Genomic DNA, 12,193 nt, shown 5'->3' with positions numbered 1-12,193 from the left:
CAGCAACTGCCTGAACCTTCTGGAGGTGTTTTCCGATGTTGATGCGCACTGACCCCTTCCGGGAGCTGGATCGGCTGGCGCAGCAGCTGATGGGCCCGGGCACTTGGTCGCGGCCGTCCCCGATGCCGATGGACGCCTACCGCGAGGGTGACCAGTACGTGGTGGCCTTCGATATCCCCGGCGTCAGCTCGGACGCGATCGACATCGACGTCGAACGGAACATGCTGACCGTCAAGGCCGAGCGCCGACCCGTGGCGAAGGCCGACGACGTGCAGATGGAGCTGTCGGAACGGCCGCTGGGCGTCTTCTCCCGCCAGATCGTGCTGGCCGACACGCTGGACACCGAGCACATCCAGGCCGCCTACGACTCAGGCGTGCTCACCCTGCGCATCCCTATCGCCGAGCGCGCCAAGCCCCGCAAGATCACCATCGGCGTCGGATCCGGCCACAAGGAGATCTCCGGCTGAGCCGGGCCCGATGAGGGCTGAACAGCGGCGGAGGACGGGCATCTGCTCTCCCCATCGCCCGTCCTCCGCGCCCGAGGACCGAGGAAGGGCGGCGGCCGACGTGACTGTGCGACGCGAAGCGTTCCTCGCCCGCGTGAAGGAACGCGGCGAGTACGACACCTTGCAGGAAGCCGAACGCGCGGCCCGCGTGGTGCTCGCCCTGCTGGGAGCACACCTGGTCGGCGAGGTGCGCGCCCAGCTGGCGGCGCGCCTGCCGGAAGGCTATGCCCTGATCCTGCTCAACCCGCTGCAGAGCGCCGAGCCGTTGCCCCCGGCGCGTTTCGTGCGCGCGGCCGCGGCCTGGATCGAAGGGGCCACCGAACAGACCGCGGCCTGGGATGTCAGCGCCGTCCTGTCCACGGTCGCCGACGCCGCCGGCGACGACCTCCTCAAGGAGATCCTGATCCAGCTCCCCACGGGCTACGACCTCCTCTTCGGCCACACCCGGCCCACCTGACCCGCCCACCCCCGGTGACCGCACACCGGCCACCACGACCCTGGCGACAGAAAGGCAACCACCACCGTGATATCCGATCGCCGCGCGCCGATCCAGCACCCCTACGGGATGGCGTACGAACAGATGCTGGAAAAGGTCCGCTACGACGGCGCCTACCCCACCCGGGAGAAGGCCGAGGAAGCCGTCCGCCTCGTCCTCGCCGGACTGGGACGCCAGCTGACCGGCGACGAACGCGTCGAACTCGCCGCCCGGCTCCCCCTCGAGGCCGCACGCATCCTCACCGCCCAGATCCCCGACACCCAGCCGCTGGGTGGCTGGGCCTTCGTCAAGGATCTCGCCGCCCGCACCGGCGCCTCCCTGGCCACCACCCGCTGGGACACCGGGGCCGTCTTCTCCGCCGTCGCGGTCAACGCCGGCCCCGACCTCATCACCCGCATCCTGCGCCAGCTTCCCTCCGGCTACGCGCTGCTCTTCGGCCGCGCCGAACTCACCCAAGCCGCATAGCGGGTCGCGCCTTTCCGGCGCCACGGCATGCCGGTGACCGTGACGCATGCACGGGCTGCAAAAACCGCACAGCGCGTCACGGTCACCGGCATCATGCTGACTCGGCCAGGGCCGCAAACGACCTTTGGCCGGGCTCCTGAGGTCACAGATCGGTACGATCGTCGCCGCCCGCTCCGCGCAGCCGAGGCATACCCGCCGCCTGCCATCGCGGCCCGACCACCACGATGTGCCCGCCTGGGACGACCCGCCGCCACAGTCGACCAGCTCCGCGGCCGCGCGCACGGTGAGCGAGGCCCTGACCTACCGGGCCCTCGTGGAATGCGCTGGCTGCGGCGTGCCCAAACCGCCCCTGGCCAGGAGCTCTGCCCGGCCTGCCTCGGCTGGCCGCTCTGCCCCACCTGCCCCCGGACCCACCCCCGGCCGCGCCCAGTCCGATGGCGACGGCCGCTGCACGACGTGGGCCTCCGCCTTGACCGATCAACCGGATGGAAGAAACCCGTGACGGACACACTTCACGCGCCGCCGCCGCCGACCGCGGCGGCGCTGGCCGTCCCACCACAGTTCCTGCAGGTGAGCGTGGGCGTGTCTGAAAGATCGTGTAAGTCCGTAATCTGACAGGCTGGCCGAGGTCCCAGCTTTGGGCCATGGCCAGCCGGGACGGACGGACATGACGGATGACAAGACCCCGATCGCCGAGGCGGTCGAGGAGAAGTTGGTGGATGAGGTCGTCGAGCGGCTGATGGACCGCGCCGACGTCTCAGGGGCGGCACTGCTGGGCGAAGGCGGGCTGCTGACCGAGGTGACTCGCGCCGTACTCGAGCGGGCCCTGGACGCGGAGATGACCGAACACCTCGGCTACGAGAAGCACCATCCGGCCGGTCGCGGTTCGGGCAACAGCCGCAACGGCACCTCGGCGAAGACCGTGCTGACCGACGCCGGTGCGGTCACCGTGGCCGTCCCACGAGACCGGGACGGCAGCTTCGAACCGAAGCTGGTTCCCAAGCACGCCAGGCGGCTCGCGGGCTTCAACGACCAGATCCTGTCGCTGTACGCCCGCGGCATGAGCGTGCGCGACATCCGCTCCCACCTCGCCGGCTTGTACGGCGTCGAGGTCTCACCAGACCTGATCAGCAAGGTCACCGACGCCATCGCCGACGAGCTCGCAGCCTGGCAGATGCGACCGTTGGACGCGGTCTGGCCGATCATCTACATCGACGCCCTGTGGATCAAGATCCGCTCCGGATCGGTCGCTTCAAAGCCGGTCTACCTCGCCGTCGGCGTCGACATGGACGGCTGCAAGGACGTCCTCGGCCTGTGGGTCGGGAATGAGGGCGAAGGCGCCACGACCTGGATGACGGTCCTGTCCGAGCTGCGCAACCGCGGGATCGAGGACGTGTGCATCGTCGCCTGCGACTGTGAGGATGATCGTGTTCCGCACGGGGCCCAAAGCCACCGTGCAAACGTGTGTCATCCATTTGATCCGCGCCTCGCTGCGGCTGGCGTCCAAACAGCACCACCCCGCGCTGGTGGCGTCGCTGAAGGACATCTACACGGCGTCGACGGAACAGGCTGCCCAGCAGGCCCTGGAAGACTTCGCCGCAGGCGAGTTGGGTCAACGCTATCCGGCGATCGTGCGAACCTGGCGGGCCGCCTGGAGCGAGTTCACCCCCTACCTTGCCTTCCCGCCGGAGATAAGGAAGGTGGTCTACTCGACAAACCTCATTGAGTCGATCAACGCCCGGCTCCGGAAGACCACTCGCAACCGCGGGCACTTCCCATCCGAGCAAGCGGCAATGAAGGTGCTCTACCTCGCGGTCCGCGAGCTGATCACCCCCAAGGCGCGCGATGTAAACCACGTCGCGGCACACTGGAAGAAGGCGCTGAACCAGTTCTCACTCTTCTTCGAGGACCGGCTCAACGTTCGGTGAACGTCAAGGACTTACACAAAGTCCCTTACACGTCCGTGAGCGTCGGCCGCCCGATAGTTGACGTGCTGGGTTCCGTCGGGATGCACATGGCCGTCTGCGTCATGACCAATCATGGACGGGATTGGGGCGCCTGCCGCGCCACTCAGGTTGTTGTGGTGCCAGGAACCGTTCCACCACAGTTCGTGGATTTGCCCCTCGTGGCCCACGTAGATGACGTGCTGCGTCCCGTCGGGGACGCCCGAGCCGACGATCACTGGCGTGTACGACTTCGACCGGACGTGGTGGGGGATCCGGCGGCCGACTGGACCATCCGCAGGCGCCATCCGCCTTCAGCGTCATCGCCTCGGAAACCGTGAGGGGTGCGGGCGAGCTACGGCTCCATGGGGGACATCCTTGCCGTCGTGGGCTGAAGCTGCGTCATCACTGCGTCGGGGTTTCGCCCAGACGGCAGCCAATAGCCGCGGCTTACTACATGGCGGCAGCGGCTTCGTCTCGCGCCCGACCTCCAACAGATCGACACCGAGGTTGGCCAACGCACCGGCGAGGTTGTGCCGATCGGCAGCCGGGCGGTTTCGTAGGCGGGAGCCGGCAACGTTTGTCGACGTTTTGGGGAGCGCATGGCGGGTGGTTGGGTGCCGGGGCCGCCCGCGCCGGAGTCACGCTGGCGGGCGCCGCCGGGATCCGTGGCACCCATCTGCTCTGTCCTGTCGGCTCGCCCGAGGTGACTCCGTCGCCGCATGGTGGCCTTGGCCAGGTGATCTCCATGAGAACCAGCCAAGGACCTCACGGAGAGGATCACGGGCGCCCCGTGTGCTTTGGGGCTTGCCCGACAAGGTGATCAGCCGAGCGCGGCGGGGGAGTGGGCGTTGCGCAGCAGCAGTTTCGGCTTGTCGGAGCCGTCGGCGGGTACGGACCAGACGTCTTTGGTGCCGTCGTCGTGTTGCTGGGCGTAGGCGAGGGTGGAGTTGTCCAGCCAGGCCGCCTGGTCGTCCACGCTGCGGGTCTCGGCCGTGCGGGTGACCTGATTGGTGGCCAGGTCGAGCACGGAGAGCCGCCAGCCCCGGGTCGAGTCGCCGTTGATCGGTGATTTGAACGCGATCCGGGTCCCGTCGGGCGACAGCGAGGGGCATTCGAAGCGGTCGCGCAAGGTGCGGACGGTTCGCGCGGCGAAGTCGCCCTGGACCAGGTAACGGTGGCCCTTGGTGTACATGGTCGCGTAGAAGGTGTTGTCGTCGCTGGTGAACGTCACTCCCCAGTAGTTGACGTCGACCGACTGATACGGCTTTCCGTCCTTGACGACGGAGAAGGTCTCCAGCGTCTTGAACAGGGTCCCCGTCTTGGTGTCGTAGATCCCGGTGCGGGTGGCGAAGTTGAGGGTGGCGTAGCTGTCGCCGCCGACGAAGGCGGTCCAGGAGACCATGCGGCCGCTGGCCGAGACACGGACCCGGTTGGGGACGCCGCTGACCTCGATGGCTTTGCGTTCCTTGAGGTCCGCGTCGAGGATGCGCATCGTGACGCTGCCGAGTACTCCGTCGGCGTAGAGGCAGGCGACGGTTCCCTGGGCAGCGTAGACGCGGTCGCACTTGGTCTTCGACACCGCCCGCTCGCCGCCCGGGTTGTTCTTGTCGACCGTGGTCACCTGCCCGGTGCTCGTCAGGGTCAGCAGTCGCGGACCCGGTGCCAGCGACACCGTTTCGGCCGTGGCTGGCGCGTCGGGGGCCTCGGCCGACGAGCTGAGCCGGCCGTAGCCGATCGCGACGCCGGCGAGTGCGAGAGTGGCGGCCACCATGGTGGCGATGCGAGCCGAGCGCCCGAACCGGTGTGGCGCGGGCGGTGGGCTCGGCTGCAGCGTCTGGGTGTCGATCGTGGACTGCCGGCTCATGCGGTCACCTCGGTGTCGGTAGGGGTGCTGGATCGGTTGATCAGAAGGAAGGCCGTGGCCACGACAGCCAGCACGGTGACGGCGGCGGCGCACCGGCTGGCGGTGAGCGGGCCCCACAGCTGCCAGGCGAGTCCGAACAGGACCGAGGAGGCGAGGTAGGCGAGGGCCTGTCCGGTCTGGATCAGCGCGATGCCGGTGGTGCGTAGATGTTCGGGCAACACCGGGCCTGCCAGCGCCATCAGTACGCCGTCGGTTGCTGCGTAGAAGAAGCCGTAGAGGAGCAGCACCAGTGCCAGGAGTGGCCAGCCGTGCAGGGGGCCGAACAGGAGTAGGTAGACGACGACCAGGGCCGTGTAGCCGCCGAGCACGACGGGCACCCGGCCGATCCGGTCGGCCAGCGCCCCGATGGGGATCGCGAGCAGGAGGTAGGCCAGGCTGGTGCCGACCGCGAGCAGGGGGAAGCTGCTGATGGGCACCTCCTCCCGGCGTTGCAGGAGCAGGTAGACGAAGCCGTCGCCGATGACGGCGAAACCGAGCAGACACGCCGCGATGAGCAGTCGGCGCACCGGCGCGGCCCGCAGCAGTTGCATGGCCTGGCGGGGGGAGACCGCGGCGGTGGGTGGGCGTTCGCCGTGTCGGTCCCGGACGAAGAGTACGAGAACGAGCACGCCGAGCGCGGCGATGCAGAAGCTGGTGACGAGGACGGCATCGATGGCCTGGCCCGTGGCCGCCAGCACCGCGAGGGCAACGATCGGGCCGAGAAATGCGCCGATACCGTCCATGGCCCGATGCACGCCGAACGCGCGCCCCAGGGCCCGCGGCGGGGCCGACAGGGTGATCAGAGCATCCCGCGGTGCGGTGCGCAGTCCCTTTCCGGCCCGGTCGGCGGCGATGACCAGCCCGATCGCGCCGGCCGAGCGGCCGACCGTGAGCAGCCCGAGCTTGGCCAGCGCCGACATCGCGTATCCGATGCCCGCCACTGCTTTGGGTGTGCGGACCCGGTCCGCGACGTATCCGCCGACGAGCCGCAGCAGTGCGGTGGCTCCGGTGTAGATCCCGTCGATCATGCCGTAGGCCAGCGGGCTCATGGACAGCCCGAACACCAGGTACACCGGCAGTATCGCGGTGACCATCTCGGCGGAGATGTCGGTCAGCAGGCTGACCGTGCCGAGCGCGAACACATTGCCGCCGACGATCGTGAGTCCGCGCAGGCGGGAGCGGCCTGCGGTGGGCGTGGCATCGGACCCGGGTCTGTCGATCGCGGACAGATACATGGGGGTGGACCTTTCGGGCGGGAGACAGGAATGGGGCACTCGGCCGGAGGCCGGCAGCCGGGGGTGCCCTCCCTGGCCGGGAGGGCACCCATCTCTCAAGTGCCGGTCAGTGACAGGCGTTGGTGCCGCTGTCGGTGAAGGTCTTGCCCGCCTGGGGGACGAACTGCCAGTCGTAGCTGCCCGAGTGCAGGGTCAGCTTCAGCACGCCCCAGGTGCTGCTGTTGCGGACTTCGCTGTTGGGCTGGATGGTGCCAAAGCCGCCCAGGCCGGTGCCGCCCATGCCGGCCACGAACTGCCGGATGCCGCGGGTGTTGTCCAGGCCGCCCGTGGCGTTCATCGGCGCGAACCGCTCGTAGTTGTGGTTGTGCCCGGTCACGATCACCTCGGCGTCGTTGTCGTACAGCGCCTGGTACAGCGGCTGCACCGCGGTGTTCGGGCCGTGGCTGGAGCCGGACGTGTAGCGCGGGTGGTGCCAGTAGGCCACCGTGCACGGTTTGGTGCTGGCCGCCAGGTCGTTGCGCAACCACTGCTCCTGCGCCGAGCCGGCCGAGCAGGACACGATCGAGCAGTTGGAGTTGAGCGCCACGACGTGCCAGGTGCCCAGGTCGAAGGAGTAGTAGCCCTTGCTCGGGTCTCCCGCCGAAGCGCCGAAGTAGTTGAAGTACCCCGACGCACCTGTGGTGTGGTACTCGTGGTTGCCGGTCGCCGGCTTGGTGCGGGCTTTGTGCCTGCCCCACGACGGCTGGTAGCAGTTGGTGTAGTCGGATGACGTGCCGTCCGGGTAGGCGGTGTCACCGATGGCCATGACGGTGCCGGTGATGCCGTCCAGCAGGCTGGCGGTGGCCTCGTCGCCACCCGTGCCGCAGTTGGCGATGTCACCGGCGCCGACCAGCACCGGGTCACCGGACGGCGGCGGCGTGGACGTCGTGGGCGTGGGCGACGGGGCGGTGCCCGTGGTGATCACCAACTGTGGCGCGTCGGCGCCGGACTCACGGGAGTCGTAGTACGCGCCGTTGGTGCTGGTGGAGGTGCCGCCGAAGCTGAACGTGCCGTTGCCGGTCACCACCGAGGTTACGTCGATCTCGACCCACTGGTCGTTGGCCACGGAGCCGAGCGATGCGACGGTGGCGCCGTTGATGACCGGCTTGTTGTTCCAGGTGACGCCGGTCTCCGTCCAGGTGGTGTCGGCCATCGACTTCCAAGTGCCGCCGTTGCTGCTGTTGCCGCTGTTGGTGACGCGGATCCGCAGCTTGGCGCTGGCCACGGTCTCGGTGAGGCCGCTGACGGTGAACTTCAGGAAGGACTGGCGCACCGGCGAGTTGTCGACGGTGAACTGTGACGAGGTGCCGTAGTTCGTCGTCGGGGTGCTGTCCTGCACGTAGGTGTCGGCGGTTGGATTGATGGTGGTGGTGGCTGCGGTGGCCGTGGGGGCGGTCGTGAGCAGAGCCGCGACGGCGGCGGTGGTGGTGGCGACTGCTGCGGTCGCCGTCGATGCTCTTCGGATGTGGCGGCTGCCCATCACGTGGTCCCTTCCGAGGTGAAGGCTGTGGCTCCGTGCGGGGGGGCGGTGAGGAACCTATGAGTCCGCTGAGGGCCACGACCACGGCGAGTAAATGAACGTTGGGCGTTCGGCAGATGGCGTTTCGTCGCCGTCCGAACAGGAATGCTGACAGCCGGTCAACTGTGCGATGCAACTGGCGAGTTGCACCCCGCGCGGGCCGGTCACGGCACGGGCCGTCAAGAATTCAACTCGGCGTCACAGCGGGGAAATGGCCAGGGCACGTGATCCTCGCCTGCGGGCGGCTTTGTTCCTCAGCATGATGCTCTGGGCTCCGCTGCAAGGCTTTCGAGGTATCTCCGGCCGAATGATCCGCGCGGTTCTGGTCATGCTGGGGGGTGCGGTTCTCGCTGGGCTCCTGGTGTCGTTGACGGCTTCGGTCGCCTCGGCACATGTCCCGACGACGGACGGCACGTCCACAATCCGCCAGGACGGGTCACTGGTGCGCTACAAACTGGAAGTGGACTACGACAAGCTCACGAAGGCCGCCGGCCTCGGCGGGCTCCCGCGTAGAGCGAAGGACGCCGAGCGCGAGACATTTCTCGACTCCCACCGCTCGCAGCTTGCGTCATACCTGGCCGACCACCTGACCGTCGCCCTCGACGACGTCCGCTGTGCCGCAGCACTCGAAGACACGGGAATCACCAAGCGGCAGAACTTCCTCTACGCCCGCATGCTCCTGATCCATCGCTGTCCGGGCTCGGGGGGCGAGTTCACCGTGCGCTACGAGGTGTTTTCCGATACGGCCGCCATCGGCGCCGAGCACACCAACATGGTCGACTACGACCTCGGCGGTTCCGGCGGGAGCGACGTCTTCGACGCCGGCCACCATGAACTGCGGGTCGGCCAGAGTCACGCCGATGACGCCGGCCAACACGAGCCGCAGGTCGGCGCGCGGGTTTTCTCGTCGTCGATGGGCCGGTTCGTGTCCATGGGGCTGGAACACATCCTGTTCGGGGTGGACCATGTGCTCTTCCTGGTGCTCCTGCTGCTCGGCGCGCAAGGATGGCGCAGTGTCGTCCGGCTCGCCACCAGCTTCACCCTCGCGCACAGCGTCACACTCGCCCTGGCCGTGCTGGGGTGGGTCGAGGTTCCCGCCGAGATCGTCGAACCGCTGATCGCCCTGTCCATCGTGTACGTCGCGGTCGAGAACATCGTGCGCGGCGAGTCGCAGCACCGCACCCTCATCGTGTTCGGCTTCGGCCTGCTGCACGGGCTGGGCTTCGCCGGCGCGCTGAGCTTCACCGACCACTTCAGTGGCCACCTGCTCGTCTCTCTGCTGAGCTTCAACCTCGGCATCGAATTGGGACAACTCGCGATAGTTCTGGTCGTGTTCCCGCTGCTCCTGCTGGCGCGCCGGTACTCCTGGTCGACCGTCGCCCACGCCGGCGCGACCGCCGTCGTCGGCGTCATCGGCCTCGTCTGGTTCATCGAACGTCTCCTGGCGCCGAGCGGCGCCGCGTAGCCCTCCCGTAGGTGATTGCGTGATCGCGAAGGAGCCGACACGCTGCTTCCCGCAGCCGGCTTGCTGGTGGACGGTCCACAAGTCCCCTGTTGCTCTCGTGGAGGACGAGGCGGTGTTCGCCGGCGAGGTCGGCGACCTTTGTGTACGTCCGCTGCGTCCAGGCCGAGATACTCCAGATCGTCGGCGATGACGTGCACCGACACTCAGGGGGCCCGAATGGATGGCCCGAGATCCAAGGTTGAGCTCTTCGCGGCGATCCGTCGCGATTCCCGCGGGATGGCTCGGTGGTGATCCACCGGGCGACTTCGCGGGGCGAGGGCGGCCGTTCGCGTGGGATGTCGATCGGCAGGCCGCGGCGCAGCGGTGCGATGGCCATCTTGACCCGTTGGTAATGGCCGCGGTAGCCCTTGGCGGCGATTTCCTGGTGCAGCACCGTCGCGGTGTGCTCGCCTTCCTCCCACCGCTGCCGAAGGTACTCCAGGTATGGATCGAGGCTGGTGGGTCGGCGGGGTCGGGTGCGCCGTACGCAATCCTGCCAGGCGGCGGCCCGGGCGTTTTTCCCCACGGTGCGCCGGTTCAGGCCCAACTCGCGGGCTGCGGCGCTCAGCGAGAGACCGGTGTCGGTCACCGCGTGCACCGCCTCGAACAGCCGCTTCGCGTGGCGGCGGGCTGGGGTGTCGGCCTGGTCGGACAGTCCCGATGGAGTCGCGGGTGGCGGTGACGGTTCGGGCTGGGGTACTGCGGTGGGTAGGCAGTCGCGGCGGGTGGCGGCGATATCCCCGATCCGCTTCGACAGCCCCTGCCACAGGGTGGGGAAGCGGTCGCTGACCTGCACCGCGTCCGGGCGCCGTCGGTGATGCCTTGGCGGTAGACCAGCGAGCCGTCCCGGCAGACCACCTCAACACCGGGGTGCGTCTGCAGCCAGGCGGCCAGTTGCTCGGAGCCGCGCCCGGCCCACAGCTCGATCGGCAACCGGGTGTCGGCATCCACCAGCAGGGTTCCGTAGACGTCCGCGTACAGCGCGAAGTCGTCCACGCCCAGCACCCGCGGGGTCGCTGCTGACGGAAGCGGCAAGCGATCAAGTGGAACAGCACGCTTGTCCGCGACAGCGGGACCTTCAGGATCTGCAGGAGCCGGGCGCCGCCACGGCCGGCGAGTAGCACCCCGGCCATCTCCACCAGGTGCTGCAGCAGCGGGCTGCGGCGCTGGTAGCGCGCCGTCAGCCCCTCGGCCTGCTCGGCAAACGTCCGCCGACCGCAGCCCGGGCTGTCACAGAACAACCGCCGCACCGACAGCTCGATCAACACCGGGCGCCCTCCGACATCGACATCGGCCAGCGCGCGGCACTAGCGACTGTGAACCCGCGCAGAACCGCGACCGCAGTCCGGACACGCCACGGTCAACTCGTGGGTGCAGGCCGCGATGCGGACCACGTCGCCCGCCACCCACACTCGTTCCACCCGCACCGCATCGAGGTGCGGAGACAGGATCCGTACAAGGTCATCACACTCGCTGACAGTGCCGCTACCCGTGACGGAGCGTCACCGGCGCACGGTGGCACACCCCAGCTTCACGGAAACCTTGCCAGGGCCAGAGAACCTCGTACGCCGACAAATGCCCGCCGTCGCCGAGGACGCCTGCCACCGTGCCGGCATGGCCACCACCGACCTCGCCGCAGTCATCACCCACCAGGCCAACCTGCGGATCATCGAGGCACTGACCCGACGCCTCGCACTGCGCGATGACGTCGTGATCGCCCGGGACGTCGTCGATTCGGGCAACACCTCCGCCGCCTCAGTCCCGCTCGCGCTGTCCAAGCTCGTCGAGCGGGGCGAGGTACCCGCCGGCGCCCCCGTGCTGCTGTTCAGCTTCGGCGGAGGCCTGTCCTGGGCCGGCCAGGTCGTCACCTGCCCCTGAGAGGCCAGCCGATGCTCTACTCCCTCGCCCGCCTCGTACTCGCCCCGCTACTGCGACTGATCTACCTGCCCGTCATCCGCGGCCGCGGCAACGTCCCGCGGCGCGGCCCGGTCGTCCTCGCCAGCAACCACCTGTCGTTCATCGACAGCATCGTCATCGCGCTCCTGGCCCCGCGCCCGGTCCATTTCCTCGCCAAGGACGAATATTTCACCGGCACCGGAGTCAAAGGCGCTCTCACCCGCCTCTTCTTCACCGCCTTCGGGTGCATCCCGGTCGACCGCCGAGCACACCGCAGCGCTCAGGTTTCGCTGGGCACAGCCGAACAGGTCCTGACCAGCGGCCGCGCTTTCGGCATCTACCCCGAGGGAACCCGCTCCCTCGACGGCCGCCTCTACCGCGGACGAACCGGTGTCGCCTGGCTCGCCCTGGCGACCGGAGCCCCCGTCGTGCCGGTGGCACTGACAGGCACCGAACGCCTCCAGCCCGTGGGCCGGTGCCTGCCCCGCTACCACCGCATCACCGTGGAGTTCGGCACGCCACTTCACTGCACCCAGTCCCGGCCCGAAATGCGCCCAGCTCAGGCCCGGCGGGCCGTTACGGATAGGATCGTCCAGGCGATCGGCGACCTGTCCGGGCAGGAATACGCCCAGGTCTATGGGAGGACGCCGGAAGCGGGGCCTGAGTGACCCAGGCCACTCACAC

General features: G+C 68.7%; 8 protein-coding genes and 2 pseudogenes. 7 read left to right on the top strand and 3 right to left on the bottom strand.

Annotated features, from left to right (window positions below; all coding sequences use genetic code 11):
• The first annotated feature begins 35 nt into the window (after positions 1–35).
• The 4 genes and pseudogenes from F7R91_RS25650 to F7R91_RS25630 all read left to right on the top strand — a co-directional run bounded on the left by F7R91_RS25650 (position 36) and on the right by F7R91_RS25630 (position 3,395).
• Positions 36–467, top strand: a complete 432-nt coding sequence (locus tag F7R91_RS25650; protein WP_150951557.1) for an Hsp20/alpha crystallin family protein — start codon at positions 36–38, stop codon at positions 465–467.
• A 100-nt stretch (positions 468–567) separates the two neighbouring features.
• Positions 568–963: a DUF2267 domain-containing protein gene (locus tag F7R91_RS25645; protein ID WP_150951555.1), complete on the top strand. Its 396-nt coding sequence runs from the start codon at positions 568–570 to the stop codon at positions 961–963.
• Positions 964–1,029: 66 nt separating this feature from the next.
• Positions 1,030–1,467, top strand: a complete 438-nt coding sequence (locus tag F7R91_RS25640; RefSeq protein WP_150951553.1) for a DUF2267 domain-containing protein — start codon at positions 1,030–1,032, stop codon at positions 1,465–1,467.
• Positions 1,468–2,134: 667 nt separating this feature from the next.
• Positions 2,135–3,395, top strand: a pseudogene (locus F7R91_RS25630) (IS256 family transposase).
• Between the two features lie 838 nt (positions 3,396–4,233).
• Here F7R91_RS25630 and F7R91_RS25625 read toward each other — a convergent pair.
• The 3 genes from F7R91_RS25625 to F7R91_RS25615 all read right to left on the bottom strand — a co-directional run bounded on the left by F7R91_RS25625 (position 4,234) and on the right by F7R91_RS25615 (position 8,070).
• Entirely contained in the window at positions 4,234–5,277 is a 1,044-nt protein-coding gene (locus F7R91_RS25625) for a TolB-like translocation protein (RefSeq protein ID WP_225320783.1), read from the bottom strand.
• Entirely contained in the window at positions 5,274–6,551 is a 1,278-nt protein-coding gene (locus tag F7R91_RS25620) for an MFS transporter (RefSeq protein WP_150951551.1), read from the bottom strand. Before F7R91_RS25620 ends, F7R91_RS25625 begins: the two co-directional genes overlap by 4 nt.
• Positions 6,552–6,657: 106 nt before the next feature.
• Positions 6,658–8,070, bottom strand: a complete 1,413-nt coding sequence (locus F7R91_RS25615) for a CBM96 family carbohydrate-binding protein (protein ID WP_150951550.1) — start codon at positions 8,068–8,070, stop codon at positions 6,658–6,660.
• A 346-nt stretch (positions 8,071–8,416) separates the two neighbouring features.
• Here F7R91_RS25615 and F7R91_RS25610 point away from each other — a divergent pair, with 346 nt between their 5' ends.
• From F7R91_RS25610 to F7R91_RS25595, 3 genes and pseudogenes are all read left to right on the top strand, one after another.
• Positions 8,417–9,574, top strand: a complete 1,158-nt coding sequence (locus F7R91_RS25610) for a HupE/UreJ family protein (protein ID WP_191971634.1) — start codon at positions 8,417–8,419, stop codon at positions 9,572–9,574.
• A 1,623-nt stretch (positions 9,575–11,197) separates the two neighbouring features.
• Positions 11,198–11,491, top strand: a pseudogene (locus tag F7R91_RS25600) (3-oxoacyl-[acyl-carrier-protein] synthase III C-terminal domain-containing protein); the annotation flags it as partial.
• Positions 11,492–11,502: 11 nt separating this feature from the next.
• Positions 11,503–12,177: a lysophospholipid acyltransferase family protein gene (locus F7R91_RS25595; RefSeq protein ID WP_150951546.1), complete on the top strand. Its 675-nt coding sequence runs from the start codon at positions 11,503–11,505 to the stop codon at positions 12,175–12,177.
• Positions 12,178–12,193 lie beyond the last annotated feature (16 nt).

Origin of the sequence: Streptomyces luteolifulvus, from assembly GCF_008806595.1 — a bacterium.
Classification (GTDB): domain Bacteria; phylum Actinomycetota; class Actinomycetes; order Streptomycetales; family Streptomycetaceae; genus Streptomyces; species Streptomyces luteolifulvus.
The sequence above is the reverse complement of the archived record's forward strand: the minus strand, read 5'-3'. Positions and strand labels throughout refer to the sequence as shown.

Bases quoted from the DNA above. Each gene is read 5' to 3' on its own strand.
- F7R91_RS25625 (WP_225320783.1), bottom strand. From the start codon at position 5,277: ATGAGCCGGCAGTCCACGATCGACACCCAGACGCTGCAGCCGAGCCCA.
- F7R91_RS25620 (WP_150951551.1), bottom strand. From the start codon at position 6,551: ATGTATCTGTCCGCGATCGACAGACCCGGGTCCGATGCCACGCCCACC.
- F7R91_RS25595 (WP_150951546.1), top strand. From the start codon at position 11,503: ATGCTCTACTCCCTCGCCCGCCTCGTACTCGCCCCGCTACTGCGACTG.
- F7R91_RS25615 (WP_150951550.1), bottom strand. From the start codon at position 8,070: ATGGGCAGCCGCCACATCCGAAGAGCATCGACGGCGACCGCAGCAGTC.
- F7R91_RS25610 (WP_191971634.1), top strand. From the start codon at position 8,417: ATGATCCGCGCGGTTCTGGTCATGCTGGGGGGTGCGGTTCTCGCTGGG.
- F7R91_RS25650 (WP_150951557.1), top strand. From the start codon at position 36: ATGTTGATGCGCACTGACCCCTTCCGGGAGCTGGATCGGCTGGCGCAG.